This window comes from Rhodococcus sp. NPDC056960, from assembly GCF_042674125.1.
Classification (GTDB): domain Bacteria; phylum Actinomycetota; class Actinomycetes; order Mycobacteriales; family Mycobacteriaceae; genus Rhodococcus_F.
Window position 1 is genome coordinate 52,566 of sequence record NZ_JBHURF010000023.1, and the last position, 24,438, is coordinate 77,003.

The following is a 24,438-nucleotide window of genomic DNA, read 5'->3' on the forward strand; positions in this document are numbered from 1 at the left end:
CATGAGCGACCTCCAGGCGCGTAGCCCGCGAAGCGCGCAATTACTTCGCCTTGCCACAGCCGGCAGTGTGGACGACGGCAAGTCGACCCTCGTCGGCCGTCTGCTGTACGACACGAAATCGGTTCTCGCCGACCAGATCGACGCGGTCACCCGCGCGTCGGTGGACAAGGGCCTGTCCACCCCGGACCTGTCCCTGCTGGTCGACGGTCTGCGCGCGGAACGCGAGCAGGGCATCACGATCGACGTGGCGTACCGCTACTTCGCGACGCCCAACCGCACCTTCGTGCTCGCCGACACCCCCGGCCACGTGCAGTACACCCGCAACACCGTCTCCGGCGCCTCCACCGCGCAGCTGGTGATCCTGCTGGTCGACGCGCGCAAGGGTGTCATCTCGCAGACCCGCAAGCACGCCGCCGTTCTCGCGCTGCTGGGTGTCCCCAAGCTGGTGCTGGCCGTCAACAAGATCGACCTCGTCGAGGACCCGGCCACCGTGTTCGCGAACATCTCGGCGGAGTTCAATTCGCTGACGAGTTCGCTCGGCTGGGCGTCCGAGGACGTCGTCGAGATCCCGGTGTCGGCCCTGCACGGCGACAACGTTGCGGTTCGGTCGGAGAACACTCCGTACTACGACGGTCCCACCCTGATCGAGCACCTGGAGTCGATCCCGGTGGACGCCGAACCCCACCGTGTCGGTCTCCGTTTCCCCGTCCAGTACGTGATCCGTCCGCGGACCGCGGACTTCCCGGATTACCGCGGGTACGCGGGACAGATCGCCGCCGGCGAGGTGACTCCGGGCGACGAGGTCGTGATCCTGCCGTCCGGTGTCCGCACCACGGTCACCCGCATCGACACCGCGGACGGCGAACTCGACAGCGCACACGCGGGCCGGAGCGTCACCCTGGTTCTGGCCGATGACGTCGACGTCTCCCGCGGCGACGTCATCGCCTCGCCCGCGGACGCCCCCGAACCGCTCGGTGAGTTCGATGCCACCGTCTGCTGGCTGGCCGAGAAGCCGCTGCGTCCCGGTGCCCGCCTGCTCCTCAAGCACGGCACCCGCACCACGCAGGCCATCGTCGGAACGCTCGTCGAGCGGTTCAACGAGCAGGAGCTCACGTCGGAGCCCGCGCCGGAGTCGTTGGAACTCAACGAGATCGGCAAGATCTCGGTGCGGGTCGCCGAACCGATCGTCGCAGACGACTACACCGTCAACCGCCACACCGGCAGCTTCCTGCTGATCGATCCGGCCGGCGGAAACACGCTCGCGGCCGGGCTCGTCGGAGATGCCATCGCAGCGGTGGAGCTCGGCGAGCGCGTCTAGTGCGATGACCCCGCTGATCGCTGTCGCCCACGGCAGTCGCGACCCCCGCAGTGCGCGGGTGGTGACGGCTGCCGTGTCGGCGCTTCGCGTGCGGCGGCCGGACCTCGATGTCCGGCTGTGCTTCCTCGATCTCAACGCACCGTCCGTCGATCAGGTGATCGACGCGGTCGCCGCCGAGGGTCATGCCTCGGCGGTGGTCGTTCCGTTGCTGCTGGGCAGTGCGTTCCATGCCCGCGTCGACCTTCCGGCGCTCCTCGACGCCGCGCGCCTCCGCCATCCCCATCTGCACGTCCGGCAGGCCGATGTCCTCGGGCACGACGCACGGCTGGTCGACGCGGTCCGTGAGCGCATCGTCGAAACCGGCGGTCCCCTCGGCGAGTCCGGCCTCGGGGTGGTGCTCGCCGCGGTCGGTTCGTCCGATCCCGCGGCGAACGACCGGACCCGCGGGCTGGCCGAGTCCGTCGTGGCGGGCACCGGCTGGTCGAGAGGCATCACCTGTTTCGCGACAGCGGCCGAACCGACAGTCCGGCAAGCGATCTCGACCCTGCGGCGTGCGGGGGCCGAGCGCATCGTGATCGCACCCTGGTTCCTCGCACCCGGACTGCTCACCGACCGGCTGAGCCGCGCCGCAGAATCGTGCGGACCCGGCATCACCTACGCCGCCACCATCGGGCCACATCCCCGGTTGGTCGACGTCATCCTCGACCGGTACTCGCACACCCGGGTGCAGTTGCAGCGGCACCGCGCGCTGTCGGCCTGAGCGCGTCGGCCACCGCCCGCCCGGCGTCCGGGTCCCCGACCGCGATCCGCGCGTCACCGTGGGGATAGGTGCGTGCGTTGATTCCGGCGCGGGCCAATGTGTCGCCGACACCCGAACCGGGGAGATACAGGAAGTTGGCGTGACTGCGCGGGGCCGGAACTCCCGCCGCGCGCACGGTGCGCCACAGTTCGTCGCGCTCGGCGACGATGGCGGACACCCGGGCACGCAGCTCGTCTTCGGCGGCGTACGACGCGGCGACCGCGGGAACGGCGGCGCTGCCCATCCCGAACGGCAGTTGCCGTCGTCGAATCGTCCGCGCCAGAGCCGCATTCGCGAAGCCGAATCCGATGCGCAACCCGGCCAGTCCGTACGCCTTGGAGAACGTGCGCAGGAACACGACATTCGGATGTTCGGCGATGATGCGGTGCACGTCCAGGATCAGCCCGCGGTCGACGAATTCGACATACGCCTCGTCGACGATCACGATCACCCGCTCCGGGACACACCGGAGGAAGGCTTGCAACTCGGCGGAGTCGACGAGCGTTCCGGTGGGGTTGTGCGGACGGCACACGACGATGAGCCGGCTGCGGTCGTCGATCGCGGCCGCCATCGCCGCCAGATCCTGCCCCCCGTCGGGGAGGATCGGCACCGGCACGGCGTCGAGCGACGCAATGTCCGCCATGATCGGGTACCCGTCGAATGTCGGGGCGGTGTAGACGATCCGCTCCCCCGGCTCCGCGACGGAGTGCATGATCTGCAGGGCGACGCCGGTGGCGCCTGCCCCGACCACCACCTGATCCTGGTCGAGTGCTTCGTGATTCGCGATGATCTCGACGAGCCGGTCGGGCAGGAACTCCGGGTAGCGATGCGCGCGGCGCATCACGTCGTCGAGCGCGGCGAGCACGGACGGCAGCGGCGCGAACGGGTTCTCGCTCAGGGCGAGGTCGAATCGAACACCGGGCCCCGCGAGGGTCGGCGCCGTCATTGCGCACCCCCGGCCGGGGCTGCGCCCCATCGGATCGCCCCGGCGCCGGCGAAATCGCCCGCGTGCGCGAACGCGGACATCATGACCAGCGATCCGTTGGGGATCCGGCCTGCCCGGTTCTCGATGTCGAGCGTGACGGGGATCGCGGCGCCGAACAGATTGCCGCACTCGTCGAATGTGTCGGGGTGTCGTTCCGCCGGGAGTTCGAGTGCGTCACGCCAGTTGCGGAGGAACAACCGGTTGGGCTGGTTGGTGACGAGGGTGTCGATCTGGTCCGGGGAGACACCGATCTGCTTGCACACCGCCATCGCCACCTCGGGGACCAGCCGGTTTCCCCGGGCGAAGACCTTCGCGATCTTCGATTCGGTGAATCCGATGTGTAGTTGGCCGGTTCCGGTCTCCCAGTATTTGCGGGGCGGATCGACCGCGGCGGTCATGTCTCCCGCGAACTCGGGGTAGGTCCGGCACTCGAGGCCGAGTACGGGTGCCGCGTCCGACTTCACGAGCAGGCAGGCGCCGGCGCCGTCCCCCGGCACCGCCGACTGCGCCAGGGTGCGTACCTCGGACTGCGTGAAGATCTGGCCCGCACTGTTCTGCACCGACACGATCAGCGCCGTCGACGCGTCGCTGGTCTGCATGATCTGACGCGCCAGTTTGATCATGTACACGAACGACGCACAACCGCCGTTGTGCAGGTCCACCACCCAGTCCGGGGTGATGCCCATACGGCGCGCCAGTTCGCCGCCGGTGCCCAGGATCGGGACGTCGGGCAGTTGGGTGTGTGTGATGAGGATGTCCACGTTGGAGATCAGCTCGGCGCCGTTCCGTTCGGTGAGCGGGGCGACCGCGCGTTCGGCCATGTCGACGGCGTTCTCGTCGCTCGCGATGTGGTGGCGGAACTTCGGCGCCCGGAACATGATGTTGTGGGCCAACCGGTCGGTGGCGGCGAACTGTGCGAAATAGTCGGCGCCCACCCTGTTCTCGGGCAGGTAGCCGGCGATGTCGATCAGGCTGACGGTGTTCATGTCTCACTCACCCATCCAGTCCGGGGTGACCGGCAGGTTGTTCGCCCACCGGTATTCGCAGATGGCCTTGAGGTTGGTCATCTCGAGTTGGTGTCCGGCGGCGAACATGTCCCAGAAGTCGCCGACCCACGGCACCCGGTCCGCCGGCGCGGTCTCGGGGTACGGATTGTCTTCGTAGAACGGGTGGTGGCAGTTCGTCCACAGCACGACCGATCCGTCGACGTCGAGTACCGTGCGGGCGTCCACCACCCGCATCAGATACACCATCCACAGGTGCTTTCCCTGGTCCCAGGCGCAGTGATAGTCGACCGTGCGCGCATCGGCGTGGGCCACCGTGCGCGTGTAGATCTCGGTCGTGTCGCCGAGGCGGTCGTACGCGAGCCACAGCCCGTCCTCGTCGGTGGGGGTGAATCCCCGCAGGCTGTACGTCCACTCTTCCAGGCTGCGGGTGTCCGACAGGTATCGGAACACCTCGTCGGGTGGGCAGTCGATGTATTCGTTGACGGTGCAGTATTTTCCGAACACCTGGTCGTGGGGGTACACCGACCGGAGCATGTCCATGATGATCGGCGTCGTGGCGTGACGGTCGGAGGTCTCGATGCGGACGAGTCCGGGCAGGTCGGCGGGAAGGTCGGGCAGGGCTGCGATCTCGTGGGCGGTCATCGGCGTGCTCCTTCTCGGGTTTCGGTTCTCTCGGCACTGCCTCGGGCGGGCAGGAACGGCAGGAACGGTGGTAGCTCGTCGGCGTCGCAGACGACCTCGATGACGGCGGGCCCCACCGACTCCGTCGTGGCCCGTAGCGCGTCGGCCAGGGCGGCGTGTGTGTGGACCGTGTGCGACGGCAGCCCGGGAAACAGGGCCCCGACCCCCGCGGCGATGTGCGCGGGACGAAACCGGTTGAACGTGTACGTGCCTTCGAAATACACCTGTTCGCGCGTCAGGCACATCGCGTGGGCGTTGTTGTTGAACAGAACGAACGTGACCGGTACGTCGTACTCGACCGCCGTGTGTATCTCGAGTCCGTGCGCGTAGAACGCGCCGTCACCGGCGATCACGAAGGTGCGGCGGCCGCGGGAGAACGCCGACCCGATCGCGGCGCCGAAGGTGTATCCCATCCCGCCCATTCCGAGTGCCACGACGAACCGGCCCCCCTGTCGAACCGGAAGGTGATGCACCACAGCGGCACCCGTGTTGCCTGCGTCCGCGAACACGTCGGCGTCGTCGGGCAACGCCCCGGCCAGCGCCCGCATCGCGTCCGTGTAGTGCAGTCCCGACGTGTCCGATCGGGGCACGTGGATCGACGTCGGTTCGCCCGGCACGACGGGTATCGGCGAAGCCGGCGGTCCGATCTCCGTGACGAGCCGGCGCAGCGTTGCCCTCAGGTCCCGGGTCGGCAGGTGACGTGTCTGCAGATACGGTTGCGCCGATCCGACGCTGTACACCAGTGTCTTCTCCAGCGCGGTATCGAGCCCGCCCCGTGCCATCACCGGCAGTTGTGTGCCGACGAGCAGGCAGACGTCGGAATCCTGCAGCGCGTCGATCACATCCGGGTTCCCCATCGCGCCGGTCACCCCGAGCCGCCCCGGCGCGGCAGGGTCGATCACGTCCTTCGCGTCGGGCGTGGCGGCCACCCGCGCACCGAGCGTGTACGCGAGTGCGGCGAGTTCGGTGCGCGCATCGGCCCGTGCGATCTCGTCGCCGGCGATCACCGTGATCCGGCCGTAGTCGTCCCGGAGCGCCTCGGCGAGCCGCGTGACATCCGTCGCGGCGGCGCACGGTGCCGTCCACACCGTCCGCGACGGCACGTGAAATTCACCGATTGCTTGCTGAATGTTCTTCGGCAGCAGCAATACCGCCGGTCCCCCGCGGCGCGCGGCTGCCAGCGCCTCGGCGAGCAGGCGCGGGGCGTCGAGTGGCGACTCGACGCGCGCGCAGTACAGTGACACCTCGCCGAACAACCGGGAGGCGTCGATCGACCCTGCCAGTCCGCTCGTGTCCTGGAACGCGCCCGCCCCCTCCAGCATCGTCGGCGGTTGCCCGACCAACGCGAGCAGCGGCACCCGCGAGGCGAAGGACTCACCGAGCCCGGCAACCAGATTGAGCGCTCCCCCACCCGACGTCGCCGCGACGACCCCGATCCGGTTCGACGTCCGGGCGTAGCCGTCGGCCATCGTCGTCGCCGAGAATTCGTGCTTGGCGACGACACCCTCGACGTCGCGGGAACGGTGCAGTGCGTCGTACAGGTCCTCGATGTTCGCGCCGCCCACACCGAAGACATGGGCCACCCCCTCGGTGGCCAGTGCCGCGACGATGTAGTCGGCGACGCGCATGCTCTGCTGGGATTTCCGCGGCTCGTGGTAGGTGGGATTCATCGGCAGACCCCCGTGTCGTGGATCGGGTCGGGGCGACCTGCGGCCGCCCACTGGATATACACACGAACGACGTGCCGGTCGGGTTCACCGGTGGCAGAACATTTTTGCGAGAACAATCGAGAACAATCACGATGAACGAAACACGGCCACGAATCGTGGAAGGAGTATGAAACCCTCCACCGCACCTTTCCTCGCGTCGGTGTTCGTCGCTGTGTGCGCACTCGCCGCCTGTAGCGACGACGGCGCCTCGTCGACACCGTCGCCGGACACGACCATGCCGACGACCATGACCATGCCCGCGGCGGCGACCGGAACCGCCGCAGCACCGGACGAGATCGTGATCGCGGGATTCGCGTTTTCCGTTCCCGCGACGGTGTCGCCCGGAGACCGGATCACCATTCGCAACGACGACACCGCGGAACACACCGTGACCTCGGACGTGGCGGGTGCGTTCGACGTCGAGATCGCGGGAGGCGAAACGGCCACCCTCACCGTTCCGTCGACGCCGGGAACCTACGGGTTCCACTGCACGTATCACCCAACGATGCACGCCGGGCTGGTCGTCGGCTGACCGGCTGCCGCACCGGCTCCGGAATCGGCGCAGCCCCGGCCCCACGGGCCGGGGCTGCTTCGTCCGTGACCACATTCACCGCGTCCCGTTTCTCACAGCATCGCGGTCAGCAGCACTTGGTGATCGTCCGAGGACCGTACGTCGATGCTCGCGATCGAGTCGACGGGCAGGCTGGTGGTGGCGGTGGGCCGCACCGTGCGGCCGGCCTCACCGGTCCAGGTCGCCAGGGTCGTCACGGCTCCCGCGCGATCGGTGACGGTCAAGGTGTACTCCTCGGTGGCGGCGCCGTACCGACCGTCGCCCGGCCACGTCTCCTTGTAGGAACATTCGACGAAGACCACCGTGCCCCAGGACGTCGACGCGACGGAGGCACTCGCGGTGATCGCGGTCGGAACCACGGGTGTGAACACCGTGTCGATGGTGTTCGCGCGGTCCGGGGCAGACATCGCTGTCGCGGGCGTGGCCGGGGGCCGGTCCTGCGTCGCCAGCACCGCGGTGGGGACGGCGACGGCCACCACGGCGGCAGCGGCAGCGAGTGCCGTGGCCGCTCGCCGGCGGCGTCTGCGCCGCTGCACCGTGCCCACCAGTTGGGCCAGCACGCGGGGTGCGGGCGTCTGCTCGTCCTCGATTGCCTCGTTCCCGGGCAGCGTTCCGAATGCCTCCTCGGGGGTGATGAGAGCAAGCAACCCCGGCATTCCCGCCAGTTCGGACACGGCCTGCGAACACTGCGCGCAGTGCGCGAGGTGCGCCTCGTATTCGCGCCGATCGCCGGCGGACATCGCCCCCAGCACGTACGCCGCGTCCCAGCGGGCGTAGGGATCCTCGTGCGACTCGAAGTCGTCGAACGTCATCGGGTCACCCCCATTTCCTGCAGAGCCAGTCGAAGGGCCCGCAATCCGTAATGCATGCGGGATTTCACCGTTCCTTCCGGTATCCCGAGTTCGCCGGCGATCTGATGCGTCGACATCCCCCGGTAATAACCGAGGACGAGGACGGCACGGTGGTCGGGGGTCAGCCGGGCGAGCGCGTCGCCCATCATCCAGGCGTCGAGCGCACCATCCGAACTGTCGGGTGCGGCTCGTTCGGGTGTGGAGCTCATGCCGATCTCCCGCTGGGAGCGGGCGCTCCGGTGCTCGTCGAACACGAGATTCCGGGCGACGGTGAACAGCCAGGCCCGGGCCGACGATTCCGATTGGTCCAGCACGTTCGGGTGCTTCCAGGCTCGCAGCAGCACTTCCTGCACGATGTCCTCGGCGCGGACACGATCGCCGGTCAGCCTCAGGGCATACCTCCATACCGCGGGGGCATGCTCCTCGTACAGGGCATGCATGAGCTCCGTCTGGGCATCCGGCATCGGTCACCACCTCCCAGCCGTACACACGGTACAACTGTGCTTCCGGTTCAACGTTCGTCCGGAAACTGGTGAAACCCCAGGTGACACCGGGGCGGCCGACCGCGCCGCGCGCGCGGCCGGCGATTTGCCTCTGGCGCGCCACCGCCGTCCTGGATCAAACTGGAATGGAGGTGAGGAGCACCCCCATGACTACAGCACGGATTCGACGCGGCATCGTGGCAGGTATCGACGGATCGGACGGCGCGCTGGAGGCAGCGGCGTGGGCCGCATCCGCTGCGCGGCGGTTCGAGGAACCGCTCCGCCTCGTGCACGTGCTACCGAAGCATCCGAACTCCCGCGGCGGCGACGGCGCCCCGGACGGCGACGAGATTCTCGCCGCAGCCGAGAAGGCCGTCCTCGACGGGCAGCGAGACCTCGAGGTGGAGCGGAGCACCCATCCCGGACCTCCCGCCCAGGCGCTGGTGGAACTGTCCAAGACGGCCCGCATGCTGGTACTCGGACCTGCGGCGACGAGCGAGATGAAATCGGTGGTCGCCGGTTCCGACGTCGTACGGGTGTCGAATCGCGCCGAATGCCCGGTCGTCGTCTGGCGCGGCATCCAGGGCCACGAGGTCAGTGGAACCCGTCCCGTCGTGGTGGGGGTGGACGGAAGCGAACTGAGCGACATGGCCGTTGCCCATGCGTTCGAGTTCGCGGCGTTCTTCGGCGTTCCCCTCGTCGCGGTCCACACCTGGGCCGAGCACTCCACGCTCGGGGCGTGGTACTCGGAGGAACGGCGCTTCACCGACTGGTCGGATCTCGTGCAGCACGAAGAGGCCTGGCTCGCCGAGAGCCTCGCGGGGTGGCGCGAGAAGTATCCCGACGTCGAGGTCACCCGCTGCCTCGAGCGCGGCGGGCCGATGAAGGTGCTCCTCGAGTACTCGTTCGGGGCGCAGTTGATCGCTGTCGGCAGTCACGGGCGGAACCCGTTCACCGCCTCGATCGTGGGCTCCACGAGCCAGAGCCTCATCCACCACGCGCGGTGCCCGGTCCTCATTTGCCGTAAGGGCTGACACCGTCGCATTCGCACCCCATTGCGATCAGCCTGATTCTTTGTTCACTCGCCGCAGCGCCATTTCCCGGCGTCCTATTCCGCAGCCGAAAAACCGTTGTGAACTGCGGAATCGGAATACACCGCGTCACATCGCCGACAAATGCACATGCCGCAGAATAATCAAGTGTTTCGATCACGATAATTAGATTTCCCCCCAATTGCGGCCCCCGATTCCGCGTTTATAGTTTCCGGCATGTCGGAGCCACGCTCATATCTCGTCTGCGCGTCTCAGCGCAGCGGCAGCACCCTGCTCGTCGAATCCCTGCGCGCCACGACCGTGGCCGGCAACCCCGAAGAATTCTTTCAATACCTGCCGTCGACCAGTCGCTCACCGCAACCGCGGCAGTGGTTCGACGGGGTCACCGACGAGGCGGTGCTTTCGCGGCTCGCCCCGCTCGAACCGGGAACGGTCGACACCCGGACGTCCGAACAGTGGCGCGACCAACTGCTCGGCCTCGGGCGAACCCCCAACGGCGTGTGGGGCGGCAAGCTGATGTGGAATCAGGTTCCGCTATTGCTCGATCGCGTTGCCGGACTGCCGAATCGCACCGGCAGCGGTCTGCGTTCCGCACTGGGCGACCTGCTCGGGCCCGACCCGACGTTCGTCCACGTGTTCCGGCCGGACCTCGTCGGGCAGGCGGTGTCCATGTGGCGCGCCGTGCAGACACAGGTGTGGCGCGACGACGCCACCCCACCCGCCCCGAACGACGGAGCCGAGTACAACGCCGAGGGCATCGCGCACCTCGCCGCGATTCTGCGTGACCAGGAACTCCGCTGGCGCGACTGGTTCGCGGCGGAAGACATCTCACCCGTCGAGATCAGCTTCACCGACCTGGTGGCGGACCCGCAGGCCACGACGGCGAAGGTGCTCGTGGAACTGGGCCTCGACGCCGAACTCGCGCCCCCGCCACCTCTGAAACGGCAGAGCGACGGTCGCTCCCGGGAATGGGCCGAGCGCTACCGCATCGAGGCGGCCGAGAAGGGGTACCCGGCATGACCACCCCAGCTCCCCTTGCCACCGTGGACGAACTTCGCGCGCTCGAGGCCGAGGCGGTGCACATCATTCGCGAGGTGGTCGCCGAACTCGAACGACCCGTTCTGCTGTTCTCCGCGGGCAAGGACTCGATCGTTCTCCTCCGGCTGGCGGAGAAGGCGTTTCGGCCGACCCCCGTACCGTTTCCGGTGCTGCACGTCGATACCGGTCACAACTTCCCCGAGGTGCTCGAATTCCGCGACCGCCGGCTCGCCGAGGACGGGCACCGGCTGATCGTCGCGTCGGTGCAGGAGTCGATCGACAAGGGCCGCGTCACCGAATCGGGCGGCCCGGGCACGTCCCGCAACCGCCTGCAGACCCGCACCCTGCTCGACGCTCTCGAGGAGCACCGCTTCGACGCCGCGTTCGGCGGTGCCCGCCGGGACGAGGAACGAGCCCGCGCCAAGGAACGCGTGCTCAGCTTCCGCGACGAGTTCGGGCAGTGGGATCCGCGTTCCCAGCGTCCCGAACCGTGGTCGCTGTACAACGGGAGAATCCGCCGGGGCGAACAGGTTCGGGTCTTCCCGCTCAGCAACTGGACCGAACTCGACATCTGGCGGTACATCGAACTAGAGAACCTCGAACTGCCGTCGATCTACTTCGCCCACGAGCGGCAGGTGTTCGAACGGGATGGCATCCTGCTCGGGTTGTCCGAATACACGCTGCCCACCGAAGACGAACTGGTGCAACGACTCCGGGTGCGGTACCGCACGGTCGGAGACCTCACCATCACCGGTGCCGTGCGCTCGGACGCCGGCGACGTCGCCGGTGTGATCGAGGAGATCGCCGCGGCCACGGTCTCCGAACGCGGTGAGACCCGGGCCGACGACAGGACTTCCGTCGCCGCGATGGAAGACCGCAAACGCGAGGGGTACTTCTGATGACCACCACCAGCCGGCCCCGACAATTGCTGCGCCTCGCCACGGCGGGCAGCGTCGACGACGGCAAGAGCACCCTGATCGGACGGCTCCTCCACGACACGGGCAGCCTCCCCACCGACCACCTCGAGGCGGTGACCGACGCCGACGGCGCGGCCGACCTCGCGGCCCTGTCCGACGGACTGCGCGCCGAACGCGAGCAGGGCATCACCATCGACGTCGCGTACCGCTTCTTCTCCACCCCCACCCGGAGTTTCGTCCTCGCCGACACCCCGGGCCACGAGCGGTACACCCGCAACATGTTCACCGGCGCGTCGAACACCCACGTGGCCGTGCTGCTCGTCGACGCGCGGGCCGGTGTGCTCCGGCAGACCCGCCGCCACGCCCGGATCGCCGACCTCCTCGGCGTGCCGCACCTGGTCGCGGTGGTCAACAAGATCGACCTCGTCGACTTCGACGAGACCCGGTTCAAGGAGGTCGAATCCGAACTGGGCCTACTCGCGCAACGCCTCGGTCACCGCGACCTCACGGTGATCCCGGTGTCCGCCACTCGCGGCGACAACGTCGTGACCCGGTCGGATGCGACACCCTGGTACGACGGACCCACGATCCTCGAGTACCTCGAGGGGGTGGAACTGGCCGCACCGTCGGCCGTCGCGTCCGAACTGCGACTGCCGATCCAATGGGTCGCACGTCCCACCGATCATCAGCGACGCCGCTACACCGGGCGCTTGTCCGCGGGCACCCTCTCCGTCGGAGACGAGGTGCTGGTGCTGCCCGCCGGTTCCCGCAGCACGGTCACCGCTCTCGACACCCTCGATCCGAACCGGGCCGTCGCGGTCGCACCGCTGTCGGTGTCGTTCGAACTCGCCGACGACCTCGATGTCGCCCGCGGCGATCTCGTGGTGAGCGCGGCCGCCGATGCCGGCGCACCCGTCGCCGCCCGCGAGATCGACGCGACCGTGTGCTGGCTCGGCGAGACACCGCTCCGGGCCGGCGACCGGGTGGCGCTCAAGCACACGAGCCGGACGGTCCGTGCCACCGTCCAGGCCCTCCACACCCGGCTCGACCCGGAAACTCTCGAGGAACACGACCTCCCCAGCGAACTCGCCCTCAACGACATCGGCCGGATCACGCTCCGGACGAGCACGGTGGTGCTCGCGGACCCCTACGCCACCAATCGCGACGCGGGCGCCTTCATCCTCATCGACGAGCAGAGCAACGACACCGTCGGCGCCGGTACCGTCAGCGAAGCCCGCGAAGTCGTGCCCGGCGCGCAGACCCGCAACGACATCAAGTGGCACCCCTCGTCGCTGGACCGGGATCGCCGCTGGACGGCCACCGCCCAGCGCGGTGCCACCATCTGGCTGACCGGGCTGCCGGCCTCGGGCAAGTCGACCGTGGCGGTCGCGCTGGAGCGGACCCTCGTCGATGCCGGTCGCGCCGCGTACCTCCTCGACGGCGACAACGTCCGGCACGGAATCTCGGACGATCTCGGGTTCACCCCGGGCGACCGCGCCGAGAACATCCGGCGCGTCGGCCATCTCACCCGGTTGTTCGCCGACGCCGGGGTGGTGGCGATCGCGTCGATGGTGTCGCCCCTCCGGTCGGATCGGGCGATCGCCCGCGCACTGAACGAAGCCGCGGACCTGTCCTTCCTCGAGATTCACGTCAGCACCCCCGTCGAGGAGTGCGAGCGACGCGACCCGAAGGGCCTCTACGCCCGCGCGCGGGCCGGCGAACTCCGCGGCCTCACCGGTATCGACGCCCCGTACGAGGCCCCCGAGAACCCGGACCTCGCGTTCGACACCACCGGGGCCGACCTCGACGACCTCGTTGCGCGCATTCTCGCCGAACTCGCCCGGCACGAGGCCGGGCGGTAGCTCCGCGGCACCTACGTGACTGCGCCGCTCCGCGGCTGGTCGAGGATTCCGCGTTCCGCACTGTAGGCCGAACGCACGTCCGGCACCCGATCGAGGGTGGCGAGGTACTCCTCCATGGCCTTCCGCGCGTATGCCGTTCCCTCCTCCTCGCTCGGGATCGAGTCACCCGTCGACCGTCGCCACGTCGCCAGTTCCAGCGCGAGCTCGGCCTGGGTCGCCGCGAACTCCTCGGTGTCGGCGAGGTTGTCCCGCTCGTCGGGATCGGCGCCGAGGTCGTAGAGTTCCCTGCTCGGACGGGGATCGAGATGCTCGGTGCCCAGCGCCTCTCCGGACAGGCTGTTCTCGATGTCGAGGGGCAGGTCGAGCCTGGGACGCGGGGCGTAGTTCTCGATGTAGCTGAACCGCTTGGTGCGGACCGCCCGGATGGGATCGAAGCTGTCGTGGAAGGTCTTCTCCGTGAACAACGCGTCGCGCGCCGTCGACGCCGATCGCCCCAGCAACTGCGCGGCGTGGGAGACTCCTTCCACTGCCTCGGGTATCGGGACTCCGAGCAATTCGAGGAGCGTGGGAACCAGATCCACGCCGCTGAACAGGTCGTCGTACACGCGGGGCTCCGCCCGCAGCCGTCGCGGGGGCCGGATGATCGTCGCGATTCCCGTGCCCGGCGCGTACAGGGTCGACTTCGCGCCGGGAAATGCCTCACCGTGATCGGTGAGGAACACGACCCACGTGCTGTCGTCGAGATGCTCGTCGTCCAGTGTCTGCAGCAACCGACCGACGGCGGCGTCGGCCACCTCGATCGAACCGTGGAATCCGGCCAGATCCTCACGGACCTTCGGCCGGTCGGGCAGGTACGACGGGACGTCGAACCCGTCGGGATCGGCGGCGGGATAGCGGTCGACCGGGTACGGGCGGTGTGTCTCGAAGAAGCCCGCCGTCAGCAGGAACGGTCGCGTCGGGAATCGCGCCAGCCACCGCGACGCCCGATCGGTGACGTAGTCGCAGTACGAATTGGTGACGTCGTACTCGTGGTAGCCGAGCCGCGTGGGATAGGCGGTCTCGTGCTGCATCCCGAACAGTGCCGTGTACCAACCCGCTTCCGCCAGCAGGGACGGCAGTGTGCGGACGTCGTCGTGGTACTGCCAGCCGTGGTGGGCGAGACCGATCAGACCGTTGCTGTGCGGATACCGGCCCGAGAACAGGGCGCCGCGCGACGGCGAGCACAGCGGTGCCGCCGCGTGCGCGTCGGTGAGCAGGGCGCCCTCGGCGGCGAGCCGGTCGAGGTTCGGACTGCGCACCCCGGACGCCCCGTAACACCCGAGGTGACGCCCGAGGTCGTGCCAGTGCACGATCAGAACGTTGTCACGGACGGGTTCTGCCGGGGTCGGCACGGTCGCCTCCTACCTCACTCGGGAATTACAGGGATACCGGAACTTCGGCCTCCGGGAGTTCGGGGACCCGCGTCGCCCGGGCGTACACGGTCTCGCCTTCCTGCAGGCCCAGGGCGGCGCTGTCGCCGCGCGTCACCTGCGCGGAGAAGGCTTCGCCGGTGGCCTCGTTGCGCAGGTCCACCCGCACCTCGAACCCCAGGTGCACCACCCGCTCGACGGTCGCCCGCGTGACGCCCAGCGATTCGGCCGTCCCCGCCTGCTGCGCGAGGGCCATGTCGGGGTCGCGGCCCAGGCGGATGTCGTGCGGGCGGACCAGCTGCCCGTTGAGCTTGGCCACCGACCCGAGGAACGACATCACGAAGTCGTTGTCCGGCCGGTCGTAGAGGTCTTCCGGTTGACCGATCTGCTCGATCCGGCCCTTGTTGAGAACCGCGATCCGGTCGGCGACGTCGAGCGCCTCCTCCTGGTCGTGGGTGACGAGGACGGTGGTCACGTGCACCTCGTCGTGCAGGCGGCGCAGCCAGGTGCGCAGGTCGGTACGGACCTTCGCGTCGAGCGCGCCGAACGGCTCGTCGAGGAGAAGGACCTTCGGGTCGACGGCCAGTGCCCGCGCGAGCGCCATGCGCTGACGCTGGCCGCCCGACAGTTGCGCCGGGTAGCGGTGCTGGAATCCGTCGAGGCCGACGATCTCGAGAAGCTCGTTGACCTTCTTGTCGATCTCCGGCTTCGGGCGCTTGCGGATCTTCAGACCGAACGCGACGTTGTCGCGCACCGTCATGTGCTTGAACGCCGCGTAGTGCTGGAACACGAACCCGATGTCCCGCTTCTGCGGTGAGATGTTCGTGACGTCGGTCCCGCCGATCACCACGGTGCCGGAGTCGAGGGTTTCCAGGCCGGCGATCGACCTGAGCAGGGTCGACTTGCCGGAACCGCTCGGCCCGAGGAGCGCGGTCAGCGAACCCGAGGGGATGTCGATGGTGACGTCGTCGAGGGCCGCGAACGACCCGTAGTTCTTCCGGGCGCCGGTCACGGTGATCATGTGGTGCTCCTCTTGCGGTCGAGCAGGGTCATCAGAAGCAGGGTGATCAGCGCGATGCCCATCAGCAGGGTGGCTGCGGAGTACGCGCCGAACGTGTTGTGGTCGTCGATGTAACGCGAATGCACCAGCAGGGTCAGGGTCTGGGAGACGCCGGGGAATCCCGACGACACCATGATCACCGCACCGAACTCGCCCAGCGACCGGGCAACGGTCAGGACCACGCCGTACGTCAGGCCCCAGCGGATGGCGGGCAGGGTGATCAGCCAGAAGGTCTGCCAGCGGCTCGCGCCGAGCGTCGCCGCGGCCTGTTCCTGTTCCTCGCCGATCTCGTGCAGGACGGGCTCCACCTCCCGCACGACGAACGGCAGCGTCACGAACAGGGTGGCGATGACCATGCCGGGCAGCCCGAAGATCACCTTGAATCCCAGCGATTCGAGTCCGCCGAACCAGCCGTTGGCGCCCCACAGCAGGATCAGCGACACACCGACCACGATCGGCGAAACGGCGAACGGCAGGTCGACCACCGCCTGCACCAGACCGCGTCCGGGAAAGCGGCCCCGCACCAGCGCCAGGGCCGTGACGATCCCGAACACCACGTTGACCGGGACGACGATGGCCACGATCAGCAGGGACAGATTGAGCGCGGAAATCGCGGCGGGCGTGCTGATCGACTCGACGAACGCGCCGATACCGTTCTCGAACGTACGGAACAGGATGATGACGATCGGCACCACCAGCAGCCCGAACAGATAGAGCAACGCGACCGCACGCAGCGTGATCCGGGTCGATCCCGAGAGCTTCATTCCGCCTGCTCCTCACGACGCTGCCCCCGGCTGGCGAAGACCCGGAGGACGAACAACGTCACGAACGCGATGGCCAGGAGGGCCACCGACACGGCCGCCGCAGCGGCCGGCCGATCGATTTCGATCTGCTGTTGAATGTACTGGGAAGCGACCTGAGTCTCTCGGGGAATGTTTCCGCCGATCAGGACGACCGATCCGTATTCACCGATCGCGCGGGCGAACGCGAGCCCGGCGCCGCTGATGATGGCCGGCGTCAAGGTCGGGAGCACCACCCGGCGGAAGATCGTCACGTTGTCCGCGCCCAGCGAGGCCGCGGCCTCCTCCACCTCCTTGTCCACCTCGATCAGCACCGGCTGCACGGAGCGGACGACGAACGGCAGCGTCACGAATGCCAGGGCCACGATCAGACCGGGCTGCGTGGCATTGAGGTGGACCCCGATCGGGCTCTCCGGGCCGTACAGCGACAGCAGCACGATGCTGGCCACGATGGTCGGCAACGCGAACGGCAGGTCGATCAGCGCGTTCACGATCCGCTTCCCGGGGAACTCGTCGCGAACGAGAACCCAGGCGATGAGCGTGCCCATGACCACGTTGATCACGGCCACCACCACCGACACCAGCACGGTGATGCGCAGGGATGCCAGCGCCACCGGGGACGTGATCGCGTCCACGAACCCGCCGATGCCGTCGCCGAACGACGCCACGGTGAGCGCGGCGAGGGGCAGAACCACGATGATGCTCAGCCAGAGCGTCGCGATGCCGATGCCGAGCGGGCCCACCGCACCGGTGACCCGGGCGACCTTCTTGCGAGCAGGCGGAGCGGGCGGAGACGGCACCGTGGTGCCGCGTCCGCCTGCCGTCGTCGTCGGTGTGTTGCTCATGTCGGTCTTACTTGGTGGCGTTGTCGTAGATCACAGCGATCGACCCGGTGTCCTTGGCGAATACCTCGGAGTCGACCTTGGCCCAGCCGCCGAGATCGGCGATGGTCCACAGCTTCGCCGGCTCCGGGAACTTGTCGGTGAACTCCGTGGCGACGGCGGGGTCGACCGGGCGGAATCCGGCCTCGGCCCACAGCTTCTGGCCGTTGGTGGTGTAGAGGAAGTCCTTGAACGCGTTGGCCTTCTCCAGGTTCTTGCTGTTCGACAGCACCGCGACCGGGTTCTCGATCTTGAACGTGGTCGGCGGGGTCACGTGCTCGACGGGGTCGCCGTTGCCCTCGATGAACAGCGCCTCGTTCTCGTAGCTGAGCAGCACGTCACCGGTGCCCTGCAGGAACGCCTCGGACGCCTCGCGGCCCGACTTCGGCTGAATCTTCACGTGATCGTTCACCAGGGAGGTGATGTAGTCGAGACCGGCGGCCGGGTCCTGACCGCCGTTGCTCTTCGCCGCGTACGGTGCGAGCAGGTTCCACTTCGCGGATCCGGAGCTGAACGGGTTGGGGGTGACCACCTCGACGTCGGGTCGGAGCAGGTCGTCCCAGTCGTGGATGTTCTTCGGGTTGCCGTCGCGCACGACCATGGTGACCACCGAGCCGAACGGAATTCCGTTGTAGGCGTCCTGGTTCCAGCTCTTGTCGACCAGGCCGGCGTCGACGAGACGGGTGATGTCGGGTTCGACGGAGAAGTTGACGAAGTCGGCGTCGGCGCCGTCCTTAACCTTGCGGGACTGGTCGCCGGAGGCACCGTAGGACGGCTGGAAGGCGACGCCCTTGCCCTCGTCGGTGGCGTTGAAGGCGGGGATCAGCTTGTCGAAGCCCGGCTTCGGCACGGCGTACGCGTACAGGTTGATGGTGCCGGCACTACCGTCGGCACTGGCAGAGTCGCCGCCGACCGTGTCGCTCGCGCCACCGCTGCACGCGGTCAGGGCCACAGCTCCGAGCGTCACGAGGGCCGTGAGAAGACTGCGAGAACGGCGTTTCATTGGGAGAAACCTTCCTGGGAACTGTCACAGAGGCGTGGTGCGAAAAAAATTCGATGAAGATGCGGAACGAGGGAACGCGGAGACAGCCCGAGCGGGCAGTCAGGGGTGCGTTCGACGATCGGTGGCACGAGGCAGGTCGAGCGTGCGTGGGGCCACCCGGGCGCACTCGGGTGCGCGGGGAGAAATCAACAACAGTCGATGTCGGCGACTGCGAGCATGCCGACAGCGATCAACGCCAATTCATGGCGGACCTGGTGTACAGCGGCTTCAGACACGCCGTGAAATGTAGCAGAGGCTGAACCAAGTACTCACATCGAACGGGATTTACCGGGTGAGCAGCCACGCGACGACGACGAGGACGATGAGCGCGAGCAGCGCGAGAGTGACGCGTGAGCGCGGCATCAGGGTTCCTCCACCTTCCGGACGTCCCGCCTGAGCAGGACGAAGACTGCGGCCAGGCCGCGATCGAGCAGCCACGCCAGACCCCGGCACACCGGCACCATCACCAGCAGGACGAGGGCGACCTGCGGAACGAACGGAAGTCCGGCGATCCACAGCTCGAAGCCGTCCCACCAACTCGCCATCCGGTCCACCGTGCCACCCTATCGTTCGCCCGCCCGGGGCCGGTGGAGAGGTGGACGGCGGGGCGGTGGCGGTCGATGATGATGACATGGTGCCCAGCGACGCGCATTCCCACGGCCGGCTGCATGCGGCCCCGCATCATCACCACCATTCGTTCCCGCCGATCGACGACTACGCGTTCCTGTCGGATTGCGAATCGACGTGCCTCATCGCACGCAACGGCTCGGTGGAGTGGATGTGCGTCCCGCGGCCCGACTCCCCCAGCATCTTCGGCGCCATCCTCGACCGCAGCGCGGGCCACTTCCGCATCGGGCCGTACGGGCAGAACGTGCCCGCCGCCCGCCGCTACCTGCCGGGCGGACTGATCGTCGAGACGACGTGGCAGACCGAGACGGGGTGGCTCATCGTCCGCGACGCCCTCGTGCTCGGTCCGTGGCACAACGTCCAGCAGCGCTCGCGCTCGCACCGCCGCACCCCCACGGACTGGGACGCCGAGCACATCCTGCTGCGGACGGTGAAGTGCGTCAACGGCACCGTCGAACTGGAGATGAGCTGCGAACCCGCCTTCGATTACCACCGCGGCGCGGCGCATTGGGAGTACACGGGCAAGGTCTACGAGGAGGCCACCGCCACCTGCCGGTCGAGCAGCCCGGGTGACCATCCGACGCTGAGACTGACGACGAACATGAAGATCGGGCTCGAGGGGCGGGAGGCCCGCGCGCGCACCCGGATGGTGGAAGGCGACAACGTGTTCGTCGCCCTGTCGTGGGCGCACATGTCCGCGCCGCAGACGTTCGACGAGGCGGCCGACAAGATGTGGCAGACGGCGAAGTGCTGGCGGGAATGGATCACCATCGGCCGCTTTCCCGACCACAAGTGGCGCGGCTACCTGCAGCGGAGCGCTCTCGCCCTGAAGGGGCTGACGTACGCCCCCACCGGGGCCCTGCTCGCGGCGTCGACGACGTCCCTTCCGGAAACCCCCGGGGGTGAACGGAACTGGGACTACCGCTATGCGTGGGTGCGCGATTCGACGTTCGCACTGTGGGGCCTGTACAGCCTCGGGCTCGACCGGGAGGCCAACGACTTCTTCTCGTTCATCTACGACGTGTCGAGCGCCGAGGACGGCAACCACCACCCGCTGCAGGTGATGTACGGCGTCGGCGGGGAGCAGACGCTGGAGGAGTCGGAGTTGCATCACCTCTCCGGGTACGACGGCGCGCGACCGGTCCGGATCGGGAACGGCGCCTACGACCAGATCCAGCATGACATCTGGGGAACGATCCTCGATTCGGTGTATCTGCACGTGAAATCGCGGGAGCGGGTCCCGGAGACCCTGTGGCCGATGCTCAAACGCCAGGTGGAGGAGGCGGTCAAGCACTGGCGGCTGCCCGACCGGGGGATCTGGGAGGTCCGCGGCGAGCCGCAGCACTTCACGTCGTCGAAGATCATGTGCTGGGTGGCCCTCGACCGGGGTGCGAAACTCGCCGATCAGCAGGGCGAGACGAGTTACGCGCAGCAGTGGTCCGAACTGGCCGACGAGATCAAGGAGGACATCCTCGAACACGGGGTCGACGCGCGCGGCGTCCTCACGCAGCGGTACGGCAGCGACGGCCTCGACGCGTCCCTCCTCCTCGCGCCGCTCCTGCGGTTCCTGCCCGCCGACGATCCACGCATCCGCGCCACCGTCCTCGCCATCGCGGACGAACTGACCGAGGGCGGGCTGGTGCTGCGCTACCGCGTGGAGACCACGGACGACGGACTGAAGGGCAAGGAGGGCACGTTCACGATCTGCTCGTTCTGGCTCGTATCGGCGCTCGTCGAGATCGGAGAACTCGACCGCGCCAAACGCCTGTGCGATCGGCTCCTCGGCTTCGCCAGCCCCCTCAAGCTGTACGCGGAGGAGATCGATCCCGACTCGGGCCGGCACCTCGGCAACTTCCCGCAGGCGTTCACCCATCTGGCGTTGATCAACGCGGTGGTCCACGTCATCCGCGCCGAGGAGGCGGCGGCCGGCGGCTTCCAACCCGCCCACAACACCGTCTGATCACGTGCCGACTGCCTCCAGTTGCGGCGTGATCCGGCCCAGCGAGTACAGCCGGTAGAGGCTGGACGCGGTGTTGAACCCGACCACCGTCGCGTAGTCCTCGACGGCGAGACCACCCTGCTGCACGGACAGCAGCTGGGCAAATCCGGGTAGTGCCATCAGATCGTCGCGGGTGCCGCCGTTCGGCAGCATGACGCCGAGATCGGCGTCGAGGGCGTCCACCCGCTCGGGGCTGAGGGTCAGGCGGCCTCCGGTGCCACCCACTTCGGCCACGAGGCCGGCGGCAGCGTCAGCCCCAATCTCCGGAACACCGCGCTCGCGCCGTCCTCCAGGTCCGCGACGACCACGAGTTGCCTTGTGGCGAACATGAATTGGGACAGAATGGCGGTCTTGCCGGGCCGTGACCGCGAAGATCCCTCCGACGCGCACGTGCGCCTCCTCCCGAGCAAGTGGAGGCTAACCTTCGCACACTCGCGGATCCGGCGCCACGGGTTACTCCGCGAAGCGGTGCAGCAAACGCTCCGCGTCGGTCGCGATGCGGCGCACCACGTCACCCGCCGGGCGCTCCGACGCGACGAGGCCTGCCGCCTCCCCGGCGTAGACGACGCCGAGGTCCGGATTCGCGGGGTCGTACGCGGTGGCGAGTTCGATTTCGGGAGCGTCGGCTCCGTGCCAGCGTGACGTGAACTCGTTGGCGAGGGCACGTCCGCCCCACCGGGCGGGCCACGGCTGGCTGCGCGCCTGGTCGAACACCGAGGTGTACACCGTGTCGGCGCTGCCGGCGGCGATCAGCCTGTCGCGGGCGTACTCCGGTCCGATGGTTTCGGGGCTGGCCAGCAGCGCGGTCCCGATCATCGCACCCTCGGCGCCGGCGGCGAGGACCGCGGCCAGCCCGCGGCCCGTCGCGATCCCGCCCGCGGCCAGCACCGGCAGCGCGGTGGCCTCCAGGACCTCCTGCAGCAGCGGCAACGTCCCGATGCGGCCGGTGTGGCCGCCCGCCTCACCGCCCTGGGCGATGACGACGTCGACCCCCGCGGCCTCCGCGACCCGCAGGTCGTCGATCGTGTTCACCTGCGACACCACCAGCGCCCCGACGGCGTGCACTCGCTCCACGTACGGCGCCGGATCGCCGAACGACAGCGACACGACGCGGGGGTTCTCGGCCAGCGCGGCGTCGAGCAGGGTGTCGTCGTCGTCGAGTGCCCACGTCATCAACCCGATTCCGAGCGCGTCGCCGCCGATGCTCCGCGCGCCCGCCGTCTCCTTCGCGACCCACTCCGGGGTGGCGTAGCGGGCCGCGCCGAGCAGTCCGAGCCCGCCCGCCTTCGACACCTCACCGACGAGGGTCCCGCCGGCCCGTCCGCCCATCGGGGCACCGAAGATCGGCACCTCGATTCCCAGTGTCCGGGTGAGCCAGGTTTCGAGGGCCACGGGCAGCTCCTACTTTCGATCGGACGTCAGGGCAACAGGATCGAGCGACTACTTCTTCGGCTTGTCCCCGACCGACTCGGACGACAACGCCGCCACGAAGGCCTCCTGCGGAACCTCGACGCGACCGATGGTCTTCATCCGCTTCTTGCCCTCCTTCTGCTTCTCGAGCAGCTTGCGCTTACGGCTGATGTCGCCGCCGTAGCACTTGGCGAGCACGTCCTTGCGGATGGCGCGGATGTTCTCGCGGGAGATGATCTTCGACCCGATCGCCGCCTGGATCGGCACCTCGAACTGCTGACGGGGAATGAGCTCGCGCAGCTTCGACGTCATCCGGCCGCCGTACGCGCCAGCCGCGGAGCGGTGCACGATCGACGAGAACGCGTCGACGGCCTCGCCCTGCAGCAGGATGTCCACCTTCACGAGGTCGGCCTGCTGCTCGCCCGCCTCCTCGTAGTCGAGGCTGGCGTAGCCCTTGGTCCGCGACTTCAGGGCGTCGAAGAAGTCGAACATGATCTCGCCCATGGGCATCTCGTAGCGCAACTCGACGCGGGTCTCGGACAGGTAGTCCATGCCGCCGAGTTCGCCGCGCCGGTTCTGGCAGAGCTCCATGATCGCGCCGATGAATTCGCTCGGCGCGATGACGGTGCACTTCACCATCGGCTCGTACACCTCGCGGATCTTGCCCTCCGGCCAGTACGACGGGTTGGTGACGACGTGCTCGGAGCCGTCCTCCATCACCACCCGGTACACCACGTTCGGCGATGTCGAGATCAGTTCGAGCCCGAACTCGCGTTCGAGCCGGTCCCGGGTGATCTCCATGTGCAGCAGCCCGAGGAATCCGCAGCGGAACCCGAACCCGAGCGCCACCGACGTCTCCGGCTCGTAGGCGAGGGCGGCGTCGTTGAGACGCAACTTGTCGAGGGCGTCGCGCAGCACCGGATAGTCCGAGCCGTCGAGCGGGTAGAGCCCGGAATAGACCATCGGCTTGGGGTCGCGGTAACCGACGAGGGGTTCCGTCGCGCCGCCCCGCGCGGCGGTGACCGTGTCACCGACCCGCGACTGGCGCACGTCCTTCACACCCGTGATGAGGTAGCCCACCTCGCCGACGCCGAGGCCGATACTGGCCTTGGGTTCGGGCGAGATGATGCCGACCTCGATCAGGTCGTGGGTGGTGCCCGTCGACATCATCGTGATCTTCTCGCGGGGCGAGATCCGGCCGTCGACGACCCGGACGTAGGTGACCACGCCGCGGTAGGCGTCGTAGACCGAGTCGAAGATCATGGCACGCGCCGGACCGTCGGGGTCGCCGACGGGAGCGGGAACCTGCTTCACGACCTCGTCGAGCAGTTCCTTGACGCCCATGCCCGTCTTGCCGGACACGCGCAGCACGTCCCCCGGCTCGCAGCCGGTGATGTGCGCGATCTCCTCGGCGTAACGGTCGGGGTCGGCCGCGGGCAGGTCGATCTTGTTGAGCACCGGGATGATGGTGAGGTCCTTCTCCATCGCCAGGTACAGGTTGGCGAGGGTCTGCGCCTCGATGCCCTGCGCGGCGTCCACCAGCAGGATCGCGCCCTCGCACGCCTCGAGCGCCCGGGAGACCTCGTACGTGAAGTCGACGTGCCCCGGCGTGTCGATGAGGTGGATGACGTACTCCTCGTCACCCACCTTCCACGGGAGCCGGACGTTCTGCGCCTTGATCGTGATTCCGCGCTCGCGCTCGATGTCCATGCGGTCGAGGTACTGGGCACGCATCTGCCGCTCCTCGACCACGCCGGTGAGCTGAAGCATGCGGTCGGCCAGCGTCGACTTGCCGTGATCGATGTGCGCGATGATGCAGAAATTCCGGATCCGGGCAGGATCCGTGAACGTCTTGTCGGCGAAGCTGCTGATGGGGGACCCCTTACCTGGACCGGCACCGGCCCGGTTCCGGGCCACTGTCACCTGTCAGGATATCCA

At 68.3% G+C, this 24,438-nt stretch carries 24 protein-coding genes; 8 read left to right on the forward strand and 16 right to left on the reverse strand.

Annotation, left to right across the window (positions count from 1 at the left end; translation table 11 throughout):
- The first annotated feature begins 1 nt into the window (after position 1).
- Together ACFTWF_RS31510 and ACFTWF_RS31515 are read left to right on the forward strand one after the other, a co-directional pair.
- A complete protein-coding gene (locus tag ACFTWF_RS31510) occupies positions 2-1,318 on the forward strand; it encodes a sulfate adenylyltransferase subunit 1 (RefSeq protein ID WP_378465027.1) in 1,317 nt (438 codons plus the stop codon).
- Positions 1,319-1,322: 4 nt separating this feature from the next.
- Complete coding sequence (locus ACFTWF_RS31515; RefSeq protein WP_378465028.1) at positions 1,323-2,078, forward strand: sirohydrochlorin chelatase; 756 nt, start codon at positions 1,323-1,325, stop codon at positions 2,076-2,078.
- Here the strand turns inward: ACFTWF_RS31515 and ACFTWF_RS31520 are convergent.
- The 4 genes from ACFTWF_RS31520 to ACFTWF_RS31535 are packed head-to-tail and all read right to left on the reverse strand — an operon-like array spanning position 2,014 to position 6,460.
- Positions 2,014-3,063, reverse strand: a complete 1,050-nt coding sequence (locus tag ACFTWF_RS31520; RefSeq protein ID WP_378465029.1) for an aminotransferase class I/II-fold pyridoxal phosphate-dependent enzyme — start codon at positions 3,061-3,063, stop codon at positions 2,014-2,016. The genes ACFTWF_RS31515 and ACFTWF_RS31520 overlap by 65 nt on opposite strands.
- Positions 3,060-4,088, reverse strand: coding sequence for a 3-oxoacyl-ACP synthase III family protein (locus ACFTWF_RS31525; RefSeq protein WP_378465030.1), 1,029 nt, complete (start codon positions 4,086-4,088; stop codon positions 3,060-3,062). Before ACFTWF_RS31525 ends, ACFTWF_RS31520 begins: the two co-directional genes overlap by 4 nt.
- Before the next feature lie 3 nt (positions 4,089-4,091).
- A complete protein-coding gene (locus ACFTWF_RS31530; protein ID WP_378465031.1) occupies positions 4,092-4,751 on the reverse strand; it encodes an SRPBCC family protein in 660 nt (219 codons plus the stop codon).
- On the reverse strand, positions 4,748-6,460 hold the full coding sequence (locus ACFTWF_RS31535) for a thiamine pyrophosphate-binding protein (protein ID WP_378465032.1): 1,713 nt from the start codon (positions 6,458-6,460) through the stop codon (positions 4,748-4,750). The genes ACFTWF_RS31530 and ACFTWF_RS31535 overlap by 4 nt, the downstream gene beginning before the upstream one ends.
- Positions 6,461-6,626: 166 nt before the next feature.
- Between ACFTWF_RS31535 and ACFTWF_RS31540 the strand changes: the two genes are divergently transcribed.
- Entirely contained in the window at positions 6,627-7,031 is a 405-nt protein-coding gene (locus tag ACFTWF_RS31540) for a cupredoxin domain-containing protein (protein WP_378465033.1), read from the forward strand.
- Between the two features lie 92 nt (positions 7,032-7,123).
- On the opposite strand, the gene ACFTWF_RS31545 is transcribed toward ACFTWF_RS31540, so the two are convergent.
- Together ACFTWF_RS31545 and ACFTWF_RS31550 are read right to left on the reverse strand one after the other, a co-directional pair.
- Positions 7,124-7,882, reverse strand: coding sequence for an anti-sigma factor family protein (locus ACFTWF_RS31545; protein ID WP_378465034.1), 759 nt, complete (start codon positions 7,880-7,882; stop codon positions 7,124-7,126).
- Positions 7,879-8,385 carry a sigma-70 family RNA polymerase sigma factor gene (locus ACFTWF_RS31550; protein WP_185724568.1) on the reverse strand — a complete coding sequence of 169 codons (507 nt, stop codon included), beginning with the start codon at positions 8,383-8,385 and terminating at the stop codon, positions 7,879-7,881. Before ACFTWF_RS31550 ends, ACFTWF_RS31545 begins: the two co-directional genes overlap by 4 nt.
- Positions 8,386-8,570: 185 nt before the next feature.
- Here ACFTWF_RS31550 and ACFTWF_RS31555 point away from each other — a divergent pair, with 185 nt between their 5' ends.
- The 4 genes from ACFTWF_RS31555 (at position 8,571) to cysC (ending at position 13,272) form a co-directional block, all read left to right on the forward strand.
- On the forward strand, positions 8,571-9,437 hold the full coding sequence (locus ACFTWF_RS31555; RefSeq protein ID WP_378465035.1) for a universal stress protein: 867 nt from the start codon (positions 8,571-8,573) through the stop codon (positions 9,435-9,437).
- A 234-nt stretch (positions 9,438-9,671) separates the two neighbouring features.
- Positions 9,672-10,475: a Stf0 family sulfotransferase gene (locus tag ACFTWF_RS31560; protein ID WP_378465036.1), complete on the forward strand. Its 804-nt coding sequence runs from the start codon at positions 9,672-9,674 to the stop codon at positions 10,473-10,475.
- Entirely contained in the window at positions 10,472-11,392 is a 921-nt protein-coding gene (gene cysD, locus ACFTWF_RS31565; protein WP_378465037.1) for a sulfate adenylyltransferase subunit CysD, read from the forward strand. The genes ACFTWF_RS31560 and cysD overlap by 4 nt, the downstream gene beginning before the upstream one ends.
- Positions 11,392-13,272 (forward strand): adenylyl-sulfate kinase, encoded by a 1,881-nt coding sequence (gene cysC / locus ACFTWF_RS31570; RefSeq protein WP_378465038.1) that lies wholly within the window; start codon positions 11,392-11,394, stop codon positions 13,270-13,272. Before cysD ends, cysC begins: the two co-directional genes overlap by 1 nt.
- Before the next feature lie 11 nt (positions 13,273-13,283).
- On the opposite strand, the gene ACFTWF_RS31575 is transcribed toward cysC, so the two are convergent.
- The 7 genes from ACFTWF_RS31575 to ACFTWF_RS31605 all read right to left on the reverse strand — a co-directional run bounded on the left by ACFTWF_RS31575 (position 13,284) and on the right by ACFTWF_RS31605 (position 19,018).
- Positions 13,284-14,663 (reverse strand): sulfatase, encoded by a 1,380-nt coding sequence (locus ACFTWF_RS31575; RefSeq protein ID WP_378465039.1) that lies wholly within the window; start codon positions 14,661-14,663, stop codon positions 13,284-13,286.
- A gap of 25 nt (positions 14,664-14,688) precedes the next feature.
- Positions 14,689-15,702, reverse strand: a complete 1,014-nt coding sequence (locus ACFTWF_RS31580; RefSeq protein ID WP_378465040.1) for a sulfate/molybdate ABC transporter ATP-binding protein — start codon at positions 15,700-15,702, stop codon at positions 14,689-14,691.
- Positions 15,699-16,505: a sulfate ABC transporter permease subunit CysW gene (cysW, locus tag ACFTWF_RS31585; protein ID WP_378465041.1), complete on the reverse strand. Its 807-nt coding sequence runs from the start codon at positions 16,503-16,505 to the stop codon at positions 15,699-15,701. The genes ACFTWF_RS31580 and cysW overlap by 4 nt, the downstream gene beginning before the upstream one ends.
- Positions 16,502-17,386: a sulfate ABC transporter permease subunit CysT gene (cysT, locus tag ACFTWF_RS31590; RefSeq protein WP_378465042.1), complete on the reverse strand. Its 885-nt coding sequence runs from the start codon at positions 17,384-17,386 to the stop codon at positions 16,502-16,504. Before cysT ends, cysW begins: the two co-directional genes overlap by 4 nt.
- Before the next feature lie 7 nt (positions 17,387-17,393).
- Positions 17,394-18,425: a sulfate ABC transporter substrate-binding protein gene (locus tag ACFTWF_RS31595; RefSeq protein ID WP_378465043.1), complete on the reverse strand. Its 1,032-nt coding sequence runs from the start codon at positions 18,423-18,425 to the stop codon at positions 17,394-17,396.
- A 185-nt stretch (positions 18,426-18,610) separates the two neighbouring features.
- Positions 18,611-18,700: an Ms4533A family Cys-rich leader peptide gene (locus tag ACFTWF_RS31600; protein ID WP_317746273.1), complete on the reverse strand. Its 90-nt coding sequence runs from the start codon at positions 18,698-18,700 to the stop codon at positions 18,611-18,613.
- A 126-nt stretch (positions 18,701-18,826) separates the two neighbouring features.
- Positions 18,827-19,018: a hypothetical protein gene (locus ACFTWF_RS31605; RefSeq protein WP_378465044.1), complete on the reverse strand. Its 192-nt coding sequence runs from the start codon at positions 19,016-19,018 to the stop codon at positions 18,827-18,829.
- A 77-nt stretch (positions 19,019-19,095) separates the two neighbouring features.
- Here ACFTWF_RS31605 and ACFTWF_RS31610 point away from each other — a divergent pair, with 77 nt between their 5' ends.
- The gene (locus ACFTWF_RS31610) at positions 19,096-21,051 is read left to right on the forward strand and encodes a glycoside hydrolase family 15 protein (protein WP_378465045.1); all 1,956 of its coding nucleotides are present in this window, start codon (positions 19,096-19,098) and stop codon (positions 21,049-21,051) included.
- On the opposite strand, the gene ACFTWF_RS31615 is transcribed toward ACFTWF_RS31610, so the two are convergent.
- The 3 genes from ACFTWF_RS31615 to lepA all read right to left on the reverse strand — a co-directional run bounded on the left by ACFTWF_RS31615 (position 21,052) and on the right by lepA (position 24,423).
- Complete coding sequence (locus ACFTWF_RS31615) at positions 21,052-21,315, reverse strand: hypothetical protein (protein ID WP_378465046.1); 264 nt, start codon at positions 21,313-21,315, stop codon at positions 21,052-21,054.
- Positions 21,316-21,543: 228 nt separating this feature from the next.
- Positions 21,544-22,482, reverse strand: a complete 939-nt coding sequence (locus ACFTWF_RS31620) for an NAD(P)H-dependent flavin oxidoreductase (RefSeq protein WP_378465047.1) — start codon at positions 22,480-22,482, stop codon at positions 21,544-21,546.
- Positions 22,483-22,530: 48 nt separating this feature from the next.
- Positions 22,531-24,423 (reverse strand): translation elongation factor 4, encoded by a 1,893-nt coding sequence (lepA, locus tag ACFTWF_RS31625; RefSeq protein ID WP_378465048.1) that lies wholly within the window; start codon positions 24,421-24,423, stop codon positions 22,531-22,533.
- Positions 24,424-24,438 lie beyond the last annotated feature (15 nt).

Coding starts and splice junctions, on each gene's coding strand:
- ACFTWF_RS31540 (WP_378465033.1), top strand. CDS start 6,627: ATGAAACCCTCCACCGCACCTTTCCTCGCGTCGGTGTTCGTCGCTGTG.
- ACFTWF_RS31560 (WP_378465036.1), top strand. CDS start 9,672: ATGTCGGAGCCACGCTCATATCTCGTCTGCGCGTCTCAGCGCAGCGGC.
- ACFTWF_RS31515 (WP_378465028.1), top strand. CDS start 1,323: ATGACCCCGCTGATCGCTGTCGCCCACGGCAGTCGCGACCCCCGCAGT.
- cysD (WP_378465037.1), top strand. CDS start 10,472: ATGACCACCCCAGCTCCCCTTGCCACCGTGGACGAACTTCGCGCGCTC.
- ACFTWF_RS31525 (WP_378465030.1), bottom strand. CDS start 4,088: ATGAACACCGTCAGCCTGATCGACATCGCCGGCTACCTGCCCGAGAAC.
- ACFTWF_RS31530 (WP_378465031.1), bottom strand. CDS start 4,751: ATGACCGCCCACGAGATCGCAGCCCTGCCCGACCTTCCCGCCGACCTG.
- ACFTWF_RS31535 (WP_378465032.1), bottom strand. CDS start 6,460: ATGAATCCCACCTACCACGAGCCGCGGAAATCCCAGCAGAGCATGCGC.
- ACFTWF_RS31545 (WP_378465034.1), bottom strand. CDS start 7,882: ATGACGTTCGACGACTTCGAGTCGCACGAGGATCCCTACGCCCGCTGG.
- cysT (WP_378465042.1), bottom strand. CDS start 17,386: ATGAGCAACACACCGACGACGACGGCAGGCGGACGCGGCACCACGGTG.
- ACFTWF_RS31610 (WP_378465045.1), top strand. CDS start 19,096: ATGGTGCCCAGCGACGCGCATTCCCACGGCCGGCTGCATGCGGCCCCG.
- cysC (WP_378465038.1), top strand. CDS start 11,392: ATGACCACCACCAGCCGGCCCCGACAATTGCTGCGCCTCGCCACGGCG.
- cysW (WP_378465041.1), bottom strand. CDS start 16,505: ATGAAGCTCTCGGGATCGACCCGGATCACGCTGCGTGCGGTCGCGTTG.
- ACFTWF_RS31520 (WP_378465029.1), bottom strand. CDS start 3,063: ATGACGGCGCCGACCCTCGCGGGGCCCGGTGTTCGATTCGACCTCGCC.
- ACFTWF_RS31550 (WP_185724568.1), bottom strand. CDS start 8,385: ATGCCGGATGCCCAGACGGAGCTCATGCATGCCCTGTACGAGGAGCAT.
- ACFTWF_RS31595 (WP_378465043.1), bottom strand. CDS start 18,425: ATGAAACGCCGTTCTCGCAGTCTTCTCACGGCCCTCGTGACGCTCGGA.
- ACFTWF_RS31555 (WP_378465035.1), top strand. CDS start 8,571: ATGACTACAGCACGGATTCGACGCGGCATCGTGGCAGGTATCGACGGA.
- ACFTWF_RS31510 (WP_378465027.1), top strand. CDS start 2: ATGAGCGACCTCCAGGCGCGTAGCCCGCGAAGCGCGCAATTACTTCGC.
- ACFTWF_RS31580 (WP_378465040.1), bottom strand. CDS start 15,702: ATGATCACCGTGACCGGCGCCCGGAAGAACTACGGGTCGTTCGCGGCC.